Annotated in this window: 20 protein-coding genes; 19 read left to right on the forward strand and 1 reads right to left on the reverse strand. The window is 59.6% G+C overall.

Annotated elements, in window-relative coordinates; genetic code table 11:
- Positions 1 to 347 precede the first annotated feature (347 nt).
- The 16 genes from AC07FD_RS37500 to AC07FD_RS37575 all read left to right on the forward strand — a co-directional run bounded on the left by AC07FD_RS37500 (position 348) and on the right by AC07FD_RS37575 (position 18756).
- Complete coding sequence (locus tag AC07FD_RS37500; protein WP_478353931.1) at positions 348 to 1232, forward strand: beta-keto acid cleavage family enzyme; 885 nt, start codon at positions 348 to 350, stop codon at positions 1230 to 1232.
- 26 nt (positions 1233 to 1258) lie between these two features.
- Positions 1259 to 2056 carry an IclR family transcriptional regulator gene (locus AC07FD_RS37505; protein WP_379100038.1) on the forward strand — a complete coding sequence of 266 codons (798 nt, stop codon included), beginning with the start codon at positions 1259 to 1261 and terminating at the stop codon, positions 2054 to 2056.
- Positions 2057 to 2155: 99 nt separating this feature from the next.
- Entirely contained in the window at positions 2156 to 3565 is a 1410-nt protein-coding gene (locus AC07FD_RS37510) for an FAD-binding oxidoreductase (RefSeq protein WP_379100036.1), read from the forward strand.
- A gap of 53 nt (positions 3566 to 3618) precedes the next feature.
- Positions 3619 to 4458, forward strand: a complete 840-nt coding sequence (locus AC07FD_RS37515; protein WP_095090212.1) for a fumarylacetoacetate hydrolase family protein — start codon at positions 3619 to 3621, stop codon at positions 4456 to 4458.
- 48 nt (positions 4459 to 4506) lie between these two features.
- The gene (locus AC07FD_RS37520) at positions 4507 to 5409 is read left to right on the forward strand and encodes a carboxymuconolactone decarboxylase family protein (RefSeq protein WP_095090211.1); all 903 of its coding nucleotides are present in this window, start codon (positions 4507 to 4509) and stop codon (positions 5407 to 5409) included.
- Between the two features lie 29 nt (positions 5410 to 5438).
- Positions 5439 to 6515: an SDR family oxidoreductase gene (locus AC07FD_RS37525; protein WP_478353932.1), complete on the forward strand. Its 1077-nt coding sequence runs from the start codon at positions 5439 to 5441 to the stop codon at positions 6513 to 6515.
- Between the two features lie 440 nt (positions 6516 to 6955).
- Positions 6956 to 7999, forward strand: coding sequence for a TRAP transporter substrate-binding protein (locus AC07FD_RS37530; RefSeq protein WP_378977000.1), 1044 nt, complete (start codon positions 6956 to 6958; stop codon positions 7997 to 7999).
- 7 nt (positions 8000 to 8006) lie between these two features.
- Complete coding sequence (locus AC07FD_RS37535) at positions 8007 to 9926, forward strand: TRAP transporter large permease (RefSeq protein ID WP_095090513.1); 1920 nt, start codon at positions 8007 to 8009, stop codon at positions 9924 to 9926.
- Between the two features lie 198 nt (positions 9927 to 10124).
- Entirely contained in the window at positions 10125 to 11549 is a 1425-nt protein-coding gene (locus AC07FD_RS37540) for an amidohydrolase family protein (protein WP_167392288.1), read from the forward strand.
- Positions 11550 to 11645: 96 nt separating this feature from the next.
- Complete coding sequence (locus AC07FD_RS37545; RefSeq protein ID WP_478353933.1) at positions 11646 to 11891, forward strand: hypothetical protein; 246 nt, start codon at positions 11646 to 11648, stop codon at positions 11889 to 11891.
- Between the two features lie 4 nt (positions 11892 to 11895).
- On the forward strand, positions 11896 to 12120 hold the full coding sequence (locus tag AC07FD_RS37550; RefSeq protein WP_120019129.1) for a hypothetical protein: 225 nt from the start codon (positions 11896 to 11898) through the stop codon (positions 12118 to 12120).
- 208 nt (positions 12121 to 12328) lie between these two features.
- Entirely contained in the window at positions 12329 to 13432 is a 1104-nt protein-coding gene (locus AC07FD_RS37555; protein ID WP_143748876.1) for a cyclase family protein, read from the forward strand.
- Between the two features lie 472 nt (positions 13433 to 13904).
- Positions 13905 to 15065, forward strand: a complete 1161-nt coding sequence (locus AC07FD_RS37560; RefSeq protein ID WP_095090203.1) for an ABC transporter substrate-binding protein — start codon at positions 13905 to 13907, stop codon at positions 15063 to 15065.
- A gap of 97 nt (positions 15066 to 15162) precedes the next feature.
- Positions 15163 to 17337 (forward strand): YbhB/YbcL family Raf kinase inhibitor-like protein, encoded by a 2175-nt coding sequence (locus AC07FD_RS37565; protein WP_478353934.1) that lies wholly within the window; start codon positions 15163 to 15165, stop codon positions 17335 to 17337.
- 153 nt (positions 17338 to 17490) lie between these two features.
- Positions 17491 to 17778 carry a hypothetical protein gene (locus AC07FD_RS37570; RefSeq protein WP_095090201.1) on the forward strand — a complete coding sequence of 96 codons (288 nt, stop codon included), beginning with the start codon at positions 17491 to 17493 and terminating at the stop codon, positions 17776 to 17778.
- A 21-nt stretch (positions 17779 to 17799) separates the two neighbouring features.
- Complete coding sequence (locus AC07FD_RS37575) at positions 17800 to 18756, forward strand: alpha/beta fold hydrolase (RefSeq protein WP_095090200.1); 957 nt, start codon at positions 17800 to 17802, stop codon at positions 18754 to 18756.
- 58 nt (positions 18757 to 18814) lie between these two features.
- Here AC07FD_RS37575 and AC07FD_RS37580 read toward each other — a convergent pair whose 3' ends face one another.
- A complete protein-coding gene (locus AC07FD_RS37580) occupies positions 18815 to 18955 on the reverse strand; it encodes a hypothetical protein (RefSeq protein ID WP_378921795.1) in 141 nt (46 codons plus the stop codon).
- Here AC07FD_RS37580 and AC07FD_RS37585 point away from each other — a divergent pair.
- Genes AC07FD_RS37585 through AC07FD_RS37595 form a run of 3 tightly spaced genes read left to right on the forward strand, consistent with a single transcriptional unit; the run spans position 18954 to position 22255 of the window.
- Entirely contained in the window at positions 18954 to 20156 is a 1203-nt protein-coding gene (locus tag AC07FD_RS37585) for an ABC transporter permease subunit (RefSeq protein ID WP_378921793.1), read from the forward strand. The genes AC07FD_RS37580 and AC07FD_RS37585 overlap by 2 nt on opposite strands.
- Entirely contained in the window at positions 20153 to 21556 is a 1404-nt protein-coding gene (locus AC07FD_RS37590; protein WP_095090199.1) for an ABC transporter permease, read from the forward strand. The genes AC07FD_RS37585 and AC07FD_RS37590 overlap by 4 nt, the downstream gene beginning before the upstream one ends.
- A gap of 9 nt (positions 21557 to 21565) precedes the next feature.
- A complete protein-coding gene (locus AC07FD_RS37595; RefSeq protein ID WP_095090198.1) occupies positions 21566 to 22255 on the forward strand; it encodes a bacteriorhodopsin in 690 nt (229 codons plus the stop codon).
- The last annotated feature ends 7 nt before the right edge of the window (positions 22256 to 22262 follow it).

Raw genomic sequence — 22262 nt, forward strand, 5'->3', positions numbered from 1 at the left:
ATTTGCCAATCCTTGGGAATCCCAAACCCTTAAATCGTCACTACGTCCTAGCATGCTGGGTCGATCCGGGTTCCCGTTGGCGAATGGCAGAGTGCTGGGTCCCAAGCCTCGTTTTCACGGTGCAGGATGTCTCACGCGCTCTGAAACTGTTCGTCACCCTTTGGGACACCACTGGCAAAGATAGGCAGAATGCGAAACCGCGCTAAGGAGACGGAGGCTTCTCCGCCTACACTCAATCGATTATGTCACTTTTCATATGTCCCGGTTGACAAGACAGTGTCCCATCTGATAGTGCGGACGCATAGCTTGAATTGCTGAAGAGCCCGGCAGCTAGGGAGGAGATCGACTTGGAAAAACTGATTATTACGGCGGCCTATGACTCGCGGGTCTCTTATCCGGCAAATCATTTCTGTATGCCGTCGACGCGCGAGAATGTGCCGCTGATTGCCGACGAGTATGTGCGCTGCCTGAACGCCGGAGCAGCCGTTGCCCACCTTCACGGAGTGCGACGGCTTGAAGACAAGATCCAGGAAGACGGCAAGAAGCTGAGCCGCCTTGACGTCGATGGTTGGCAGGAGATGACGGAAGGCATCAAAGAAAAGGCGGATTGCATCATCCAGTACGGCATTGCTGGCGCGAGGCTCGACGACCGGGTTCCGTTGATGAAGCTTGGGCCTGACATGATGGCTGTCGCGTTCAATGCTCACGACGAATATTTTCAGCCTGACAAGAATTATCCGCCGAACGCGATTTACGCTCTTCATCCGCTGGACGAACTGCGCGACTACGCCCAGGCGACGCGGCAGCATGGCGTAAAAATGGAGCTTGAAACCTTCCATACCGGCGCTCTTTGGAACATGCGCAAGCTGATGGAAGAGGGTCTGCTCGATGAGCGAATCTGGACGACACTGTTCATTGGATGGTCCGGCGGCTCCTGGACCCCATGCACAGAGCGCGGCCTGCTCTATTTGATTGATTGCCTGCCGGAAGGCGTCGTGTGGAACGTCAGTTGCATGGATCCCCTGCGTCACTGGAACATTCTTGCAATGGCGATTTCGATGGGCGGACATGTACGGGTAGGTTACGAGGACAACCCATATCTGAATCCCGGCGAGCTAGCCGACAGCTGCGCGCGACTAGTGGACAAGGTGGTTGCCCTGGCACATATGCTGGGGCGCGAAATCGCCAGTCCGCAAGAGGCCCGTGAGATCATAGGGCTGAAGGCGGCTTGAGGTCGAAGGAATAGAAAGGGAGTGCCTTGGACGAAGACGGGACGAGCACGGCGCAGGACGAGACTGCCCAGTCTGGCGGGCTGATCAATCTCGTTGCGGATACTCTCTTTGCCCTCACGGAGAAATCCGAGGGCTTGAGCATCCGTGCCATAGCGCAAGCGACCGACAACAGCCGCAGTTCGACGCACCGGATTCTCCAGGCCCTCTCTCGTAGCGACTTCGTTCAACAATCCGAGAGCGGCAGTTATGTCGTCGGCCCGCGAATGCTGATGCTGGCGGCGCGGGTGTTCGGTGTCGTGCCTGTCCTTCAGATTGCACATGTGATCATGAAGGACCTGGTTCAGGAGCTGGGTGAGACCTGCTATCTCGCCACGTTTTCCGAGGCGGACGGCCATGCCACTTATGTCCACCGGATCGAGAACGATCATCCGGTGCGATACATCCAGGCGCTTGGCTCGACGATACCGCTTCATGCGGGTGCCGTCGGCAAGGCTATTCTCGCGGCCTTGCCAGACTTCGATTTGGGTAAGCTCGATATGAAGGTCTACACCCCGAACACTCAGAACTCTCTGACAGAATTGAAGGCCAGTGTCGCCCTGGCGAGGAAGAATGGTTATGCGACGAGTATCGAAGAGCGTGTGGTCGGCGTCGGCGGAGCGGCTGCGGCCGTTCGTTCGGGCGATCGAGTGATCGGAGCACTGACGGTCTCGGTTCCCAAGAACCGGATACCTCCAGAAGGGCTCGACAAAATTGGCCTTTGCGTGAGCAAGCACGCCGAGGCGCTTTCATCCATGCTGACTGCCATCGGCGTGGAGCGCATTTAGCAAGGGTCAGTCCCAGCGAAGGATGATCGGCGGGTGTCACTGCGATGCGCCTCAGAATGCGTCGCACGACGACGCTTGCCTACAGTTTGGCGAGGCACCATGGACTTACTGTCTAATTTCCGGTCGATGCTCGGCGCCGCAAATGTTCTAACAGGCAACGACGCGGCACCTTACCTGACCGATTGGCGAGGAGTATATCAGGGCGCCGCGCAGTGCGTGGTGCGGCCTGCGACCACCGAGCAAGTGGCCGGGATCGTGGCACTTTGCGCCAGCTCGGAAATCCCGATCGTTCCCCAGGGCGGCAACACCGGGCTGGTAGGTGGCGCCACGCCTGACGCGAGTGGCAAGGCCGTGGTCGTGTCAATGTCGCGGTTGAGCCGTGTCTGCGGCTTCGATCCTGAAAACAACACGGTCACCGTCCAAGCTGGCTGCGTGCTGCAGACCCTTCAGGAATATTGCCGCGACCGGGATCGATTGTTCCCGCTATCGCTTGCGGCGGAAGGCAGCTGCACAATTGGTGGCAATCTTGCCAGCAATGCCGGCGGATCGCAGGTGTTGCGGTACGGCACAATACGCGAACTGACGCTGGGTCTCGAAGTCGTCACCGCTGACGGGGAGATATGGAACGGGCTTGGCGGCCTGCGAAAGGACAACACGGGGTACGACCTGAAGTCATTGTTCGTGGGCAGCGAAGGGACGCTAGGCATTATCACGACCGCTACGCTGAAGCTTTTCCCGCTGCCCCGAATGACCCAGACGGCGCTTGTGGCGACAAAAGGGATGGCGAGCTGTGTCCAGCTGCTCATCCGACTTCAGACGCAAATTGGGTCGAGTTTGACGGCATTCGAGGTCATGGCGAATGAGTGCCTGAAACTGGTCACATCACAATTTCCGCAGCAACATCTGCCTTTCGACGGCTCCTCAGTCGATGCGCCCTGGTTCGCCTTGCTGGAACTGTCCGGCAGCCAGGACCGGGAAGGGCTGGGCGAGTGCCTAGAAACCATGCTGGGCGACGCTTTGGAGGCGGGTGAGATTTGCGACGCGACCATTGCGACGAGCGTGGAACAGGAGCGGGCCTTTTGGCATCTTCGCGAAAGCATCACGCTAGCGCAGGCCAAGGGCGGCAAAGGCATCAAGCACGACATCGCGCTTCCGATCTCGAAAATCCCCGAATTCGTCGAGGAAATGGACCGAAACCTTTCGACGACATTCCCTGGCCTGTCGGTAATGCCGTTTGGGCATCTTGGCGACGGTAACCTTCACTACAACGTCGGCCCCTCTCCGAGGTTCGCAGAGGATGCCCTACAGCGCAGCCATGATCGGATTTATGTGATGGTGCACGACGCCGTCCATGCGCTCGGTGGGTCGATAAGTGCCGAACACGGCATCGGCCAGCTGAAACGGGGTGAGTTGAAGCGCTACAAGACGGCTCACGAATTGGCAATGATGCGCTCCATCAAGGCGGCATTCGACCCCATGAACATCTTAAATCCTGGAAAAGTTATCTGACCAAACAGTCTGGCGGGTCTTGGCGAAGTCGCGAATACCTGAATGGAGCCTACATGAAGTATCTCAGTTTTTTTGCTTCCGGATTGCCGACCTGGGGCGTCGTTTCTGGCGATTATGCATTGGCAATTGGCTTGGTCGATGGTGCTCCCTCGACACTTCGACAGGCCATGTCGGACAAGAGCGATCTGGCATCTCTCGGCGCCCTTGCGCGCCGTCTGCCCCTAGCAGATATCGAGTACCTTCCTGTTATCCCCGACCCCGACAAGATCATCTGCGTCGGGCTGAATTACGAGGAGCACAGGAAAGAAGCGGGGCGGGCCGTCGTGGGACATCCGACGCTATTCACCCGTTTTGCCAATGTCCAAGTCGGGCATGGCAGGCCACTGCTTCGCCCGAAAGAGTCGATCGAATTCGACTATGAGGGCGAACTGGCCCTGGTGATCGGAAAGGGCGGCCGATCCATTCGTGAGGAGGATGCCTTCAGTCATATTGCTGGCTATGCCTGCTACAATGACGGATCGATCCGGGACTGGCAGCGCCACACCTCGCAATTCGTGCCCGGAAAGAACTTCATCGGCACAGGCGCTTTCGGACCCTGGCTTGTGACACCGGACGAGGTCGGCCCGCTCGACAACCTGCAGATCGAAACGCGCCTGAACGGCGAAACGGTGCAGAAGTCGACCCTCGGCCATATGATTTTCGACATCCCTACGATCATCGCCTACTGCTCCACCTTCACCCGGCTCGAGGTCGGCGACGTCATCGTAACAGGCACACCCGGCGGGGTGGGCATGAAGCGGGAACCTCCCCTGTGGATGAAGGCGGGTGACGTGGTCGAAGTCGAGATCGACCGCGTTGGCCTGCTGCGCAACCCAGTCGAGGACGCAGCGTGAATCCAGGTCAACATATTTCGGGCGGTCGAACCTGCTGCCTAAAGCCAGATGGAGGACGATGTGATGGCGCAAGGACACAATAAGGGCGATTCCAAGATCGAGGCCCTGCTTGCTGTGGTCGAGCAATTCCAGCCGGGCGTGCGCGAGCGCTTTGAACTGCGCCGTCGCATCGACCCTGCCTTCGCAGAGGCTGTATTGACCTATGCCGCCCGACTGTTTGGCCGCCCGGTGCTGGACGTCCGCACCCGGCTGCTCGTCATGGTCGGCCAGTTCACCATGTCCCGCCGGCACGCCCGACTGCGCGAAACCGTGATTGCCGCCTGCAACCACGGACTAAATCTCAACGAAGTTCTCGAGGTCATACTCCAGTGCTCGATCTACGGCGGCGAGTCGATCGTGGACGAGCCGCTGGAGATATTCGCCGAGGAGGCCGGCGCACGCGGTCTGCTCGACGGCGTCAGCGCGAAGGCCCTGCAACCGGGCCAACGCAATGCGGAACGAAGCCTGGAGGCCGAGCGCCAAACCTGGCATCCGGTCGATTCAAAGGATCCACGGGCAGATTCCCTGTTGAAGAAGTATGGCTGGCACGGGATCAGCATCGCGCTGGTGCTTCGGCCGCTACACACGCTGAACAACGCGACCTTCCTCGAATCTCTCGACGAAAACTTCACGCACGCCTTCTACGATTTCGGCTACAGCGACATGTACGGTCGACAGGTTCTCGATCACCGGACCCGGCTCCTGTGCATGGTTGGCAACACTCTCGCCATTGGAGAAATCGTCCAGACCCGCCACCACATGCGCACGGCCATCAAGCAAGGCGCTTCGGCACGCGAGGTTCTTGAGGTGCTGTTCCAGTCCGTTGTGACGGTCGGCCATCCGAACATCGTGCCGGAGCGGTTCCGCGATCTCGCGAAGATCGTCGAAGAGGAATCCGGCGCCTCGTTCTAGGCGTCGGAGCACCAACGGGAGAAATGACAGTGGGCGAGCGCAGGATACTGATCGTTGGGGCAACGGGCCTTGTGGGGGCGGCCGCCACCGAACATTTCTCGTCCTTGCCCGGATGGGACGTTGTGGCTTTGTCCCGCCGCCCTCCGTTGGCGCAGGCGAGTTATCACATTGCGGTCGACCTGACCGACCGCGACGCCTGCCTCAACGCATTCAAGGGGGCACCAAGGGTCACCCATATCCTCTATGCCGCTCTCTACGAAGAGGAGGATCTGGAGACGGGCTGGCGCAGCACGTCGCAGGCGGGCATCAACCTGCAGATGCTGCAGAACGTCGTGGAAAGCGTCGAGGCGACATCCGAACTGAGCCACGTCACGATCCTGCAGGGCGGCAAGGCCTATGGTTCGCACCTCGGGCGGGTGCCGGTTCCGGCCAAGGAACGCTGGCCGCGGATGTCGCATCATATCTTCTACTGGCAGCAGGAGGACTATTTGCGGGCTCGCTCCGCCGAGGCCGGTTGGGCCTTCTCGGTCCTGCGGCCGCAGCTTATTCTCGGCGATGCCTTGCGCAGTCCAATGAACATTGTCGCGGCGCTGGGTGTCTATGCCAGCGTCATGCGCGAGATGGGACGGCCATTGACGTTCCCAGGCGGCGGCGCCTATGTGACCGCCTGTGCCGACAGCCGGCTCATTGCGGGCGCTGCGGAGTTCTGCGCCACACGGCCTGAGGCGGCGGGCGAGACATTCAATGTCGTCAATGGAGACGCCGTCGTCTGGCGTGACCTCTGGCCCTCGATCGCCGCCCACTTCAACATGCCGGTCGGCGATGACGAGCCTATGAAGCTAAGCGAGCAGATGCCGCTCTTTTCGGACTGGTGGGATCGCATTGTGGCAGCTCACAGCCTCAAAATCCTGTCCATGAACGAAATCGTCGGTGCTTCCTGGCAGACTGCGGATCTGACTCTGGGCTATGGGCGCGAGCGCCCCTTCGACAGGCTGATGAGCCCAATCAAGCTGCGCAAGGCCGGTTTTAGTGACTGTACGGACACGGAAGACGCCATTTTGCACTGGCTGAAGCGAATGCAAACGGCACGTATTCTACCCTCCTGACGCACCCGAGGGCAGCTTTTTGGCTCGTGCCTGCGCCCGCAAATGCTCTGCACTTTTCAGTTACTCCGGTGGTTCTTTCAATCCAAGAACGTTGACGTTTTCGTGCCTATCTGCTAAATTGGGTCATCGTCCCGCTATGTGGGACAATTAGGGAGGAGCGCGGTGACTTGCATCCCGCTTGGTCAAACCGAAGGTCAACGCTGCCGGCTTGTCGGCTGACGCCTGGCCAGCTGCCTTGGTTTCATCGAAAGACCTTGCCGCCTGGCATGAGGCCGAGACCTGGTGCCCGACTTCGGGATTGGCACGGAAAATCGAACTGGCAGTGAGCCGCAGAGCCGCTTGGACCCGCAGGTGTGACTTCATGGCCTGCACGTAGGAGCCGGATGCGGGTAGGGCGCCGTAGACCGCGCCGCGCCCATCTAGAAACAGAAATGGCGGGCATGTCGCTCGCGATCAAGGGAGGACTGTCAATGCAAACAATGTCTCGAAGGAACGTTCTGAAGCTGGGTGGCATAGCCATTGCCAGTCCGTTCATTATCCGCAACGCACGTGCGGCCGAGTTCAACTACAAGCTTGGCCTCGAGCTTCGCGACGATCAGCCGCTGCCGAAGCGGATGTTGGAAGCCGCCGCGACGATTGCCGAGGAGACGAATGGCCGGTTGCAGATCCAGGGCTTTCCCAATGGCGCCTTGGGTAACCCAGTCGAGACGCTCAATCAGGTCAGGTCCGGCGCCCTTGAATTCCTGACCTCGTCCTTCGGGATACTTTCCACGCTCGATCGGCGAGCCGGTTTGCCGACGTTGGGATTCATTTTCGAGAACTACGACCAAGTCTGGAAGGCCATCGACGGTGATCTGGGCAAATATGTGGCCAAAGTGATCGCCGAGCACGGCGAACTGGCCGTCGTGGATGGCATCCATGACATCGGTTTTCGCCATGTAACGTCGAACAACGGATTGTTTGCGCAGCCCGCAGACCTGAAAGGGGTCCGGATCAGGACGCCCCCAACTCCATTCCTGACGTCGCTGTTCAGTGCGCTCGGCGCCTCGCCCACTCCGATCGCTTTCGGTGATCTCTATTCAGCGCTGCAGACCGGGACGGTGGATGCGCAAGAGAATCCGCTGACGGTGGTCGCCAGCTACAAGTTCTATGAGGTACAGAAGTTCTGCACGCTTACCTCCCACACCTGGGACGGCTGGGTGCCTGTGGCAAACCGCGCCGCTTGGGAGAGACTGCCGGAGGATATTCGTCAGGTGGTGGCTCGCAATTTCCAGAAGGCCGCTCTGCAACAGCGCAAGGACATAGCAACGCAGGTCGCCGCGGTGCGGACGGATCTCGATCAGAAAGGGCTGCAGTTCGGCAGCCCTGGCCCGGGCGTGTATCGCAAGACACTGCAAGGAACCCAGTTCTATTCAGACTGGAAAAAACAAATCGGCGCGGAGGCATGGGGTGTCCTCGAAGGCGCAGTCGGAAAGCTGGGATGAGATGACCATGACCGCGGCCGACGACGGAAAGACACTCGACGCAATCGTTCAATGCCATGAGGCAAAAACCGTCGGCATGCCCAAGAGAGACTCGCTGTCCAGGATTTTGGATCTGGTGGTGGCGTTGGCTGCCCATGCAGGCGCCATCCTCCTGATTGGCGAGATCGTCCTATTGTCGGCCGCGGTCTTCTTCCGATACGTCCTTCGCTCGCCGCTGATCTGGTCGGACGAACTGGCCGAGCTCATTCTCATCTGGCAAGCCATGCTGGGTGCGGTAGTTGCCTTTCATGCCGGTCAGCATCTGAGGCTAAGCGTTCTGTCGGACGCGCTGCCGATCAGGGCGAGGGCGTTCCTCGAAATGGTATGTCTCATCCTCACGGCGCTCGTGGCGGGGCCTTTGGCGTTCTATGCGCTCAAGGATGCAAGAGCGGACCTTGGCTTGATGACGCCCGTGCTTGAGATCTCACCCGCCTGGCAAACGGGTGCGTTGATTGTCGGGCTCGGGTTGATCGCGATCTTGGCTCTTGGTACCCTGATCCAGAAAATCACGGCTGACAATCGGTCGACGACGCTTGCGGCATTTGGAACGGTCGCAGCCGTCATGGCGGCAGCCTGGATGCTCCAAGACGAATTTTCTGGCTTGGGCAATCTGAACCTGGTCGTCTTCTTCATCGGGCTCGTCGGGGCCTGCATAGCGATTGGCCTGCCAATCGCTTTCTGCTTCGCGATTGCGGCAATGGCCTATGTCTTGTTTGCCACACACGCCCCACTCGACATCGTGCCGGCCCGGATGGAAACGGGGATGGCTCACATCCTGCTTCTTTCGGCTCCGCTGTTCATCGCGCTTGGTGCGCTGCTGGTCATTTCCGGCATGGCCAACAACATGGTCAAGCTTCTCGTGGCGTTGGTCGGCCATGTGAGGGGCGGCTTATCCTATGTGCTTATCGGCGGCATGGCTCTTCTGTCAGGCATTTCCGGGTCGAAGGCTGCCGACATGGCGGCGATCGCCCCGGTCCTCGTGCCGGAAATGCGCCGCCGCGGCGCCAATGACGGCGAAATCGTCGGTCTGCTCGCCGCATCCTGCGCCATGTCGGAGACAATTCCGCCAAGCCTGATCCTCATCATGACCGGGGCCGTAACCGGCGTTTCGATCGGCGCCTTGTTTGCGGCCGGCTGGTATCCGGCGCTTGCCCTCGCGGCCCTTCTTTGTGTGCTGGCCCGGTTCCGGGCCGCAAGATCGGGCGAGGACCAGTCCGAGAAGGCAAGCTGGGGCAAGATCGGCAAACTGGCGATCGTCGCAGTGCCCGTGCTGGTTCTGCCATTCCTGATCCGAGGCGCGGTGGTCGAGGGCATCGCCACCGCGACCGAGGTGGCGACGGTCGGCATTGCCTATGTCCTGATCCTGACTCTGCTGATCGAACGCCGCTTCGACTGGCGCCGGCTCTATGCGTCGCTAAAGGACGCATCGGCGTTGACGGGGGTCATTTTCATAATCTTGGCCTCCGCGAACGCCATGGCTTGGGGCTTCGTCCAGTCCGGCTTCTCATCGATCCTTGCCGGCGTGGCGGGTACACTCCCTTGCGGAACTTACGGGTTCCTGGTGATATCCATCATCGTGTTCATCATTCTGGGGAGCATCCTGGAGGGCATTCCGGCCATTGTCCTCCTTGGACCTCTGCTTTTCCCGGTTGCCAAGTCCCTGGGTGTATCCGAGGTGCACTTTGCGCTGGTTACGGTGATGGCCATGGGCCTTGGGCTTTTCGCCCCGCCTTTTGGCGTCGGCTTCTACACGGCCTGCGCCATTTGCCGCGTCGAACCGGCCGTGGTCATGAAAGCGATATGGCCCTATCTCGGTGTCATCTTTGTGGGGATTGTCCTGGTCGCGGTTGGTCCAATTGTCGTCGAAGAAATTGGCGTGATCTGGTAGCCGAAATTCTAAGATTTGCCGGTTCCCCAGGTGTCGCAATGATTTCAGGAGGTGGGTTGGGGATTTTGGCTTGGCCGGCCGCGAGACTGCATTGCTGCGACGCATTCGTTGGCGCGAGGCACATCGTCCTCCACAACAGCGGCCCGGCTCGGCGCTCGCACACACAATGGTTCGCCGGCGGCAATGGAGCAGAATGAGATGCTTGTGCAAGACAAAATGACCAGGGTTATTCTTGGCGGAACGGTTGTGACTGGCCGCTCGGCACAAGCTCCCTTGCCAAGTCACGATGTCTGGCTGAGCGGTGAAAAGATCGTGGCCATTGCGCCCTCCGGCGAACGAAGCGTGCCGGCAGAGTGCGATGTTGTCGATGCGCGCCACGCAATCGTCATGCCAGGGCTGATCGATTCACACCGGCATCTGTGGCAGACGACTTTGCGGGGAATGTGTTCCGACATGATCGCGCCGGAGTACAGACATCAGCTCCGCGAAGCGCTGGTTCCTTTTTTCCGTCCGCAAGATGTCTACGCCGCGACCCTGGCCGGCGCCCTGGAACTGATCGACTGCGGCATCACAACTGTGTTGGACTGGGTTCATATTCTGAACAGCCCCGAACATGCCGACGCCTCGGTCGCGGCCTTGCAGGCGTCGGGCATGCGAGCCGTTTTCGCGCACAGCGCACCAAATGACACCGATGCGCCGCTTTGGTGGTCGAACAGCGATCGTAAGCATCCTTCCGACGTGCGACGTCTGCGCAAGAAGCTTTCGGATGACGAGGCGCTCGTGACCATGGCCTTCGCTGCTCGGGCGCCACAGCTCGTCCAGCGCGTGGTGCGAGTTCATGACTGGCACCTGGCACGTGAACTCGGCCTGCGGATCGCCACGGATGGCGGGATCGGAGGAGGGCTTTGGGGAGGACGCACCTACCCGATCAGATTGCTACAGCAGGACGATCTTCTGTGGCCGGGCACGGTTTATATTCATTGCAACAATCTAGCCCCCGACGAGTACGATCTTATCGCTGGTACAGGTGGCCATATTTCGATTTCTCCCTGCGCTGAAATGTTTGTCGGATTTGGAATGCCCGCGACTCAAAACGCCTTGAGCCACGGGACAAGGCCGGCGTTATCAACGGACTCCGTGATTTTCGTAGCAGGTGACATGTTCGGCACGATGCGGTCGACGTTAAGCTCACTGCGGGGGATGTTGGGATATGAGGCAACCCTTGCAGACAAGGGTGTCGAGCCTTGGGACATCACAACGGCCGACATATTGGAGATGGCGACAGCGCGGGGAGCTGCCGCCCTCGGCCTGTCGGACAGGACAGGTACGCTCGAAGTCGGCAAATCAGCCGATATCGTGCTTTTGAATACCCGATCGGTCCGCCTTTCGCCCCTCAACAATCCCCTGTCGACGATCGTCCTTTTGGCCACCCCCGCCGATGTCGAGACTGTCCTGATCGCCGGCAAGATCGTGAAGAAGAATGGTGTCCTCACGAATTTCGATCTGAACGCAGTCATCGATGGTGTCACAAAAAGCCGAGACTGGCTCGTCGCAAAAGGGGGCTCTCAGCTTGGTCCTGCGGTGAAGAGACGGCTGGCAGACAGTGGATTCGACCACCTGTGATCACCGACTGACTGAGTACCTGCGTACAGGGAGCACGCGACCCGTCGGCCCGCCTGGGCAGCGTAGAGATGAAAACGAACAACTATGGAGGAAGACATGTCCACCTACAGCTATTTCCTTCACCTCAGGCGGCCGAGCTTCCGCCTGGTCTTGAAGAGCGGCAGCTCCTTTCCCTCGGGTTTGGATCCCATTGACTGGAAGTTCAAGGAGGAGCGGCCTTATGACAAAGTCCATGCCGAGGTGATGAAGGACATCGAGCGTCAGGGCTTTGGCGCCTATCAACAGGATATACGGTCAGAAGACATTCCTGGTGCGCGTATCGCTACGTCGTCAAGGAGATAGGCGAATGGCCGAACATTATTGCGACTATCTCTACAAACATCTGCCGGCATTCAGACTTGTGATTCCAAAGGACGGCCCCATGCCGCCCGCCACCACCGCGGACGACTGGCAACTGGTCAGAAACAGATCGGCATCACAGCTTTCGGTCGACGGTCGAGATCAGGTTGACAGCGAAGGATACGCAATCATCCGGGTCAATGTGACCCTGGGTGAGCTCCTGTCGCTCTAACGCATGTCGCCCAGAATTGTTGGCCCGGCATGGGCAGGGGGCGAAGCGGCTGGCTTCGAGTCATGGGGCTGCTGGAGCCACCACTGGGAAGCGGCCGCGGCGCCGCCACCTCAGTCTTTTCGACGGCATTAAGTGGGACACTGTCTTGACTAAAGGGACAGTTTAGTCAAAACTTGATCAAGGTGCGGGATCGCTCGAAGCGCTGGTCGTGGGACTGTCGGCAAAGGCGCTTGATTGTGCCGAATGCTCAGAGCGCATCCGCGGGATCGCGTACGCGCTCGACAGCCAAGATAAAAATGCATCAGCCACCCGTGAGGAGGAAAGACCGATGAGAGCACCCTATCCGAATTTGCCCAGTTACTCAGAGATCATGGCTCGCACGGATGGCCCGGCTGGTTCGGGCTGGGGCGTCTTCGGTGACGATGATCATATCGGGACGATCAATCTTCTGTCTCCGGAGGCCGTCGTCAGCGCCGCCTCATTGGTGAAGCGTGGCGCAACCTTCAATCTGGACTACGAGTTGAACGCGTTCGCGCCGCCGGTTTCCCCCTACCGTCGAGGAATTCAGCACACCGTCGTGTCGCGCCATGACGGTCAAGTCTATGACGATTTCGTCAGCGACTTCTTTTTGCAAGGCAGCTCGCAGATCGACGGTCTGCGGCACCATCGCCACAAGATCCACGGATTCTATGGAAACGTGCCAGCGTCAGCAGTGGAGGCGGGCTCGCCGGCGCTCGGGGTTCAGCACATTGCCCAGAAAGGAATTGCGGGCCGGGGCGTGCTTCTCGATGTCCAGCGATATCTTGAGGAGCAAGGGCGACCTCTGGATCTCGCCACCAACTCCGTGATTGCGCTCAGTGATCTGGAGGGAGCGGCCGAGGCCCAGGGCATCTCGTTCGAACGAGGCGATATCCTTCTGCTGCATACCGGCTGGGCCAGACATTTCCTGAACGATCTGACGACGGAGGATAGGGCTTGGATCATCAAGGAGCGCACATTCTGCGGTGTCGAACAGTCGCGCGAGATGCTGGCTTGGATTTGGGACAACCACTTCTCAGTCCTCGCAAGCGATACCGTCGTGGTCGAGGTGATGCCGAGCATCCCGACGTCGCCATTCGAAACAAATGTCGGGCGCCTGATGCATCCCGATCTCATTGCGCTTCTCGGCGTCTGTCTCGGCGAGATGTGGAAACTTGACGAGCTGGCCGCGGATTGCGCGCGGGATGGCGTGTATGAGTTCCTGCTGACAGCCAAGCCGTTGAACCTTGTCGGAGGCGTTGGTTCGCCGCCGAACGCGCTGGCGATCAAGTAACTCCGGGAGGTGTTGAGGCCCCGCAAGCAGCATTCATCCAACCGCTCAAATCGGATCGCTGCCGGCCTGAAACCAGCTTCGCACGCCCTTGTATCTTGGGTCAGCAAGCGACAGGTGCGACGCTCCGACCTCACCCAAGCTACCCTTGCCCCATCTCAAAGGTCACGAATGACGAAGCAAATCGATACCAGCGGCAGTCGGTTTCTGCATCGAGTTCACGTACCATCTCGTCGACCTCCGCGACAGGTGAGCAGGGCTCCATGCGGGTGGTGTAAGTGCCCGGCCTCTCCCTGAAACGAGAGCCGCGACGCGGGGGCAGGTCCATAGCGAAAGCGTATAGAGCGCATTTGAAAAATGTATTACCTCCAAAGTCCTGATTGCCCGATAGTCCCCCACGGGTTCCACTGAACTCAGCGTGCCCACGGCTCAACGCCCGGCACTAAGGGAGGATAAATTGACGACATTCGCAACCATGTTGCGATCGCTTGCCGTTGTCGCAACGATCGCTAGCGTCACCCCTGCATTTGCCGGTGGCGTGGATGAGCTGCCCAAGAGCATCCAGGATGAGCTCTATAGCAAAGACATGATGGATCCGATGCAGCCGCTCGCGGAAAGCGCCTACCGCGACTGGAAGCCCAAGAAGGGTCCGCCTTGGACGATCGGCTACGCCAGCTCCTATGCTGGTAACACCTGGCGCGCCGACGTCATGAAGCGGCTCCAGGAAGAGATTATTCCGAAATGGAAGAAGCTCGGCCTGATCAAGGACGTGATCATCACCCAGTCCAATCTGAACGACTCCACGCAGATTCAGCAGATGCGGCAGTTGGTTGACCAGGGCGTCGACGCGATCATCGTCTGCTGCTCGAACCCGACGTCACTGAACCAGACCGTCGAATATGCCCACCAGCGTGACGTCCCGGTTTTCTCTGCCGTTGGCTATCTCACCTCGCCTTATGCGGTGAACACTTCGGCGAACTTCGTCGTGGGTGGCAGCATGCTCGGCGAATGGATGGCCAAGCAGATCAACGGCAAGGGCAATGTCCTGGTGGTCGAAGGCATTCCGGGCGCGTCTGCTTCGGACTCACAGAACGTCGGCGTTCTGAAGGCCCTGGCGAAGTACCCGGACATCAAGGTCGTGGGCCAGGTTGCCGGCATGTGGACCGATCAGGTTGCCCAGTCGGAAATCCAGAAGTGGCTGGCCACCAATCCAGGCGATCTGAACGGCATCATCATACAGTCGGCATCTGAACTGGGCGCCTTGCGCGCACTGCAGCAAAGCGGCCGCGATATGGTCCCGTTCTCGATCGGCGGTGAGATCGGCGCGCTTTGCTACTGGCGCAACAACAAGGATTTCATCTCGCAGGCGATCCATGCCTGGCCTCCGGGGGACGACTTCGAGTTCGGCTGGAATGTCATGATGCGCACGCTCGAGGGCCAAGGCCCGAAGATCCAGTCGATCCTGACCAAGCCGCAGACCATGACCTACGACCAGCTTGAAAAGGCCGTCCCGGCTGATTGCAGCGAAGATTCCGATGGCTGGTACAACGTTGGTGCCCAAAACTGGGCAAGCAAGGATTACCTGGACCAGTTTTTCCTGCGTCCGGCCGATCCCGAAGCCTTCAAGGCGAACTGACCGAAAGAGGTCTGGCCACCCCGTCAGCGGTGACGGGGTGGCATTTCCTTCATTCCGTGCAAGTCTAGCCGACCAACGTCGGCCAACTGGACCTATGATGTCGTACCCCACGGTTGAACTCTCATCGGTCAGGAAGACCTTCGGGCCGACTGTAGCGCTCGGCGGTTGCAACCTGACGGCCTACGCTGGGGAGGTTCATGCGATCATTGGCGGCAACGGCTCGGGCAAGAGCACGCTGGCGAAGGTCATCTCCGGCGTACTGATACCGGACAGTGGCCAGGTGTCGATACTCGGAAAGTCGGCAACGTCTCCGCACGAGGCGCGCCAGCTGGGCATCTCAAATGTCTTTCAGGAGGTGCTCGTCGCGGACGAGTGCTCGGTGCTGGATAACCTCTATCTGGGCGCGGATGGCCTTTTGGGTTCGTCCATGAACCGGGAAGAAAAAGAAGCCAAGGCATCCGCATTGATGCGCGAACTCCTCGGCTTTGACATCAATCTCTCCGGGTTGGTGGGCGAACTACCCCTGAGCGTCAAACAATGGGTGACGATAGCCAGGGCTCTCCTGACTGATCCCAAAGTCCTGATTCTCGACGAGTCCTCGGCCGCGCTCGACTTCGATTCCACGGAAAGGCTGTTCCGCAAGATGCGGCAGCTCAAGCAACGGGGGGCAAGCATCCTGATCGTCACCCACCGGATCGCCGAGCTGGTGCGTATCGCCGACCGTGCGACGGTTTTGCGCGACGGCGTGGATGTCGGCAGGCTGGCGAAGGAAGAGATTACCGAGGCCAGGATTCTCGAACTGATTGCCGGTGCCGAGCGCAGCGGCACAAATCGTGATCAGCCGTTGCCGACGCGGCGCGGCGATCGGCCGGTCCTCCGCGCAACCGATTTTCGGGTCTGGTCAGACGCTGCCCCCGTGAGATTCACCGTGTATCCTGGCGAGGTCGTCGGGATTACCGGGCTGGATGGGCAGGGGCAGGCGGATTTCGTAAGATGCATCGCTGGCATCCAGTCTCCGATCGCCGGCCGGTTGGTGGTGGTCAACGACGGCAAGGCCAGTGAGGTCACGGATCTCGCATCGGCGCGACGCAATAACATCAGCTATGTCAGCGGCGATCGCAAGAAAGAGGGCACCTTTCCCAATCTGAGCATTTACGAGAACCTGCTGCTTCCGGTGTATCGCGAATTCCGCTCGGGCGGGGTGCTCAACTTCATTAACCGCACCAAGCTGACGCCGGTGTTTGAGTGGGAATCCAGCAAACTGGCCGTTAAGATGGGGAGCCCGGAGAACCTCATCACGTCGCTGTCCGGCGGTAACCAGCAGAAGGTACTGATTGCCAGGGCCTTCGCGGAAAAACCGGTGGTTCTGGTGCTCAACGATCCTGCCCGCGGCATTGACGTCGGGGCCAAGCTCGATCTCTACCGCAACCTGAAGGAATTCGCTGCGCGCGGCAACGCCGTGGTTTTCCTGTCCAGTGAACTGGAGGAATTTCTGAACCTGTGCACGCGGGTTCACGTGTTTCGCAATGGCGCCATATCGGCGGATTTCGAACCGCCTTTCGATGGCCATGCCATCCTCAACGCCATGTTCGGCCGCCGCGCGACGGCGCGCTTGCCCGGCGAGGCCGCCAACGAGAATGGCCCAGGCAAGCCGGCGACTGTCGCCGAGAGTCACAATCCCAGACTTGAGCAGGGCAGGCCGGTGCCGAGGCCTGTGACGCTGCTGAACAAGGAGGTAAACCATATGGCGGCAACCCCATCTTTCATGCTGAGTTGTCCTGATATCGCGCCTGGTAGCGTCATCCCGGACCGGTTCACCGAGGACAACCGGCTTTCGCCGAGACTTGTTTGGTCTGGGCCGCCGGAAGGCACGCGCAGCTTTGCCTTGGCCGTCACCGATCCTGATCTGCCGGAAGCATTTAATTTCCCCCGCTCGTTTGCGCACTGGCTGGTGGCGAACATTCCGGTCGAGGTTCGTGAGCTCCCAGAAGGCGCCAGCGGCAGCTTGCGGCTGACGCACGGCGCCGCTGAGTTCAACAGCGACTTCGTGACATTCAAGATCCCAGGGTTCGGCAAGGGATATGGCGGCCCTTGGCCACCGGACAGGGCTCACCGGTACTTTTTCACGCTCTATGCGCTCAAGGCGGACAAGGTCGAGTTGCCGGCCGACGCCGATCTTGGCGCATTTGCGGCTGCGGTCATGCCGGTGGCCATCGATGCAGCGTCGTTCGTGGCAGTCTACGGGCCAGCAAAGAAGTCTCTGCCCGCGTAAAAACCGGGCAAGTAATTCCCCAATCAGGAGGATCGCATGAGTAGATATGGAAGCAGGAGCAGCTTTGATCTGGAGTGGATCGAGCGATGGGCAAGGAAGGTCAATGACGACCGCATTTTGCCGGTAGTAGGGCGGTTTTTCACGAGTAAGTTCGTGCTCGGCTTCGACGACACGGAGTATCTCGTCGACGTCCGGGGCGGCAAGATCCAGAAGATTGCGCAAGGCCTCACTCCGAATGACATGGGAGTCGAATTTTGGCTCAAGGCGCCGAGCAGCGCCTGGTCGAAATTTGCCCAGGAAATCCCACCGCCGATGTTCAACGACATATGGGCGATGGCGCATCCGCTGCACAAGCAGCTGATTATCGAGGGCAATTCGCTCCCCTTCTGGCAAAATCTGCGGGCGCTGACGCGCATGCTCTCGCTGATGCGACAAGTTTAACGGCAGCGCAGGAGAGTTGTCATGAATACACACGATCCAATCGTTGGGCGCTACGTCTACGTCCAGTGCGAAGGCAAGACGTACCGCACCTATTACGAGGAACACGGCGAGGGCATTCCGATGGTCTGCCTGCACACGGCCGGCACGGACGGGCGCCAGTATCGGCACCAGTTGTGCGACCCGGACATCAGCCTGAATTTCCGCGTTATCGCTTTCGACATGCCCTGGCACGGCAAGTCGATCCCGCCTGCAGACTTTCACCTGATGGAAGACGAGTACAAACTCACAACCAAATTTTACTGTGAGTTCATCGTGGCGTTCTGTCGGGCCCTCGAACTGCGCAAGCCGGTCCTCATGGGCCAGTCGATGGGCGGCAACATCTGCCTGGCGCTGGCATTGCGCTATGAGAGCGAGTTTTCGGCCTTTATCGCGCTAGAGGCATGCGACTACTCGCCGGGATGGTGGATCGACGCGCTGCATCACCCCCATATCCATGGCGGCGAGGTGGTTGCGACTTCGGTGTTCGGCCTCATGGCACCGCTCTCGCCGGACGACTATCGGTGGGAAACCTGGTGGTACTACGCGCAGGGCGGTCCCGGCATCTTCAAGGGCGATCTGTACTTTTACAGCGTCGATTCTGACTTCCGGGATCAATGCCAGAAGATTTCTGGGAAGGTGCCGATCTATTTCCTTACCGGTGAGTATGACTTCGCCTGCACGCCGGAAATGACCCAGCGCACGGCCGAAAAAGTCAAGAATTCGGAATGCATCATCTTTGGCGGCGGCCACTTCCCGACCTCGGAAGACCCGGCAAAATTCAAGGAAGTGATCACGCCGGTGCTGAAGAAGATCCTTGGTGCGGATCCCGAACGGCGCGGCCAGGGCAGCAACGCCCTTTCCGGACGGAGCATTTCCGAAACTCGGTCGACCGCTCGCAGTGAGCGGACCAGTGAAGGCCGGAAGGTCATCGAGTTCTAGGTTGCGCTAGCAACGAAAGACAAATGTTGATGTCCCAGTCCAGGGGTTCCCAGAACACCTACCTGTTGGTCCCGATCCTGCTGATCGCGCTGCTCTTGAGTACCGCGGTCATCAGGGGGCCGAACCTTGTGTCCTTGTCGGGGTTCGGTAGCGCGATCATCGTGTCGGCGCCCCTGATCCTGGCGACATTCTCACTCATGGCCCTGGCTGTGGCGGGACGTGGGACAGTCGACCTTGCGGTCGGACCCTTGCTCGCCTTCATCAACGTCACGATCGTCAAGCTCAATGGCCTTGGCATCGTCACGGGTCCCTTTGGCGTCTTTCTGGTCGCCCTGGGGATTGGCGTTCTCTATCAGCTCTTCTTTGCCCTCATCATCATTTTCGTGCGCGTCCAGCCGATCATTGTAGCGCTCAGTGGCTTTCTGGCCCTGACCGGGATCAACCTCGTCATCCTCCCAAGACCTGGCGGCACCGCACCGGACTGGATGTCGTCCTGGGGCCTCGGCAACACGATCTTTTCACCGATCTTGCTGATCGTGCTGCTGGCTATCGCGGCCTGGCTGCTGTTCACCACGACGTCGTTTTACGCGAATTTGCGTTTGATGGGCTACGATGAGCGTGCGGCTTATACGAGCGGCGTCCGCATCAACGTGGTGCGTATTGGGGCTCACATCATCGCAGGTCTCTTCGTTGGCTTGGGCGCGATCTGCTATACCGCCCTGATTTCGTCAGGAGATCCGACACAGGGCACCACCATGACGCTGACGGCAGTGACCGCCCTGGTGCTGGGCGGGGTCAGCCTGTCCGGTGGACGCGGTGGCGTGGCTGGCGGGCTGCTGGGCGCGCTCAACCTCTTTCTTATCGGCTATGTTCTTGCCACGTTCAATTTCGGTTCCACGCAAGCCTTTGTGACGCAGCTTTTCTACGGGCTGATCCTCGTTCTGTCGCTCTTGCTGACCCTTCTGGTCCCCATCATCGGGCGATACCTCCACTTCATTTCACCCTTTGCGGCCTTCGCGGTCCTGGGCTGCGTGGTCGTCGGGATCATGCTGTACATCAGCACCCGCGATACCTATGGCGTGGCCGTCGCCGGCGAGGCCTTCAAGTCCAATCCGGACGTGATGACCCGCTATCTGCTGCTGCCCGTACAGTCGGGAAGCGGGCCGGCTCTGCCCGATCTCACGCCGCTGCAAAAGATCGTCTTCGGCTTCGCCGTCATCTTGGCCGTGCTGACGTTCACTGTCCGCGTCATCGTAGCTGAAGCGGTTTCCGTGCGCCTTGGCGCCTTCATCTATGTCTTCGTCTCGGCACTCATCCTGCTCCTCTTCCTGGTCGTCGGCCAGCAAAGCCACGCGGCCGGAATTCTGGCGACAGGACAATCGTTGGGGATCGGGCCATGAGTCAGACTTTCGGCGACGGCGGCCGCAATGGCGGTCTCTTCATCCCCCATTCGCGCGCCTTGGTGTGGCTTAACCTCGCCGTCACGTTCGTGGTGGCGGCGATCAGCTTCAGCCTGGGTTTTTGGCAGGGGCTCAGCGCCCAGATCGTCATCCTCTACACCATCGTTCTGGCCGCCGTGCTGTTCTGGCTGATCAACTACGTCGCCGTCATCTTCGAGTCCCGATCTTCGTCTCTTGAAACCGACACTGCAGCCCCGGCTGGCGCCGGTGGCGTCTGGGCCGGCAACCGAGTTCTGATCATCACCATGGCGGTGATGTTGATCGTGTATCTGCTGATCACGGCCACGGTCCCGTCCTTCAGATCCCTTGGCAACCTGATAGCCTTCCTGCTGCTGGAAGCGATCCTGGTCTTTGCGTTCAAGGTCGGTAACCGTTTCGCCCATGGCCGCAGCGCCTTTATTGGACTGATTGTGCTGCTGGCGCTGATTGTGATCAGTTCCTTTACGATCAACGGGTTCCTCTCCGCAGCCAACATCAAAGCAATTTTGCTGTTTGCAGCCTTCCTGGGCATTGCCTGCGTCGGGCAAACGCTGGTGGCGTTGCTCGGCGGCTTGGACCTCTCGATCCCGTTTGTTATCGGCGCGTCCAACATAGGGCTTTTGTTCCTGATCGGTCTTGGCGTACCGCCCTGGCTCGCGGTGGTGTTCGTGCTGATCATCGGCGGTGCCTTGGGTTTCTTGAACGGCGTTCTGTCCTACCGCCTGCAAGGTCAGGCATTGATCCTCACCCTCGGAATGGGATTTGCAATCGCTGGGCTTGTCCAGATTCTGACCAGCATTGGATCGTCCTTTGGCGGCAACGTCTTTGGGACCGTTCCGAAATGGCTGCAAAATCTCGCCGCCATGAACGGTCGTACCTTCGGCCTGGCTGTCCCGCCAACGATCCTGTTGTGGATTGTCATCGCGGTCATAGTCATCGTTGGCCTGCGTTATTCCGCCTTCGGCCGCTACATCTACGCCCTGGGCGGCAATCGCCGCTCGGCCAAGCTGATCGGCGTCTCCGAGTTCAAATACTGGACACTCGCCTACACCATCAGCGGCTTCTCCGCGGCGTTGACCGGGGCGCTCCTGCTCGGTTGGAGCGGGGGTGGCTTCATCGGGGTCGGCGACCAGTATCTTTTCACAACCCTGGCCGCAGTCGTGATCGGCGGGACGTCGCTCATGGGCGGATATGGCGGCTATGGCTACACCGTGATCGGGGTACTCGTCCTGCAAGTCCTGAGCGCCTTCCTGATTGGCATCGGGCTCAAATACGAATGGCAACAATTCATTTTCGGTCTTCTGATCCTGCCGATGGTCGCGCTCTACGGCCGCGCCCCTCACATCAGAGCCCAGGTCTAGGGAAAGCCCATGTTTGGAACACTCTTTCAGTCCAGCGCCGTGGTCAGCACCGCGCTCAGCGTTGCAACCCTTGCCATGTTTGCCACAGCTGCCCTGGCAATGCTGGGCCTGACATGGACGTCAGAGCGCTGGCGGGTTCCCCTGGCGCTGTCAGCCGTTGCGCTCCTGGCGTCGGGCCTTGAATACTATGCTGCCTCCAACATCTGGCTGGTGGGCCAGCAGCTCAGCGCCGCCTCACGCTACGTCGCGTGGTTCGTGGTCCAGCCGATGCAGGTCGCATCGGTGTTTTTCTTTACCTGCATTGCAGGGAAAGTGCCCGTGGGCGTGTTCTGGCGGACACTGGCCGCGGCAATCCTGATGGTGCTTGCTCGCTACCTCGGTGATGCACGGCTTTTCAACCCAACCCTTGGCGTGCTGCTGTCGATCGCGTTCTGGCTTTATATCCTGGGCGAATTGTATTTCGGCGCCATGGCAGATGCCGTTGGCAAGTCGACGCGGCCCATCCGGCTCGGTTATTTCTGGATCAGGCTGATCATGACCATCGGTTGGGTGATTTACCCGATCCTGCATTTCGTGGATGTCGTTATCGGCACGGGACACGTGGCACCGATCATTGTGCTCTACACCGTTGCTGACCTTATCAATCTCATCGCTGTCTCAATGATCGTCCTCGCCGTCGCCGGCGAGGAGCGTTTCTGAAGGCTGT

The organism is Mesorhizobium waitakense (genome assembly GCF_056431085.1).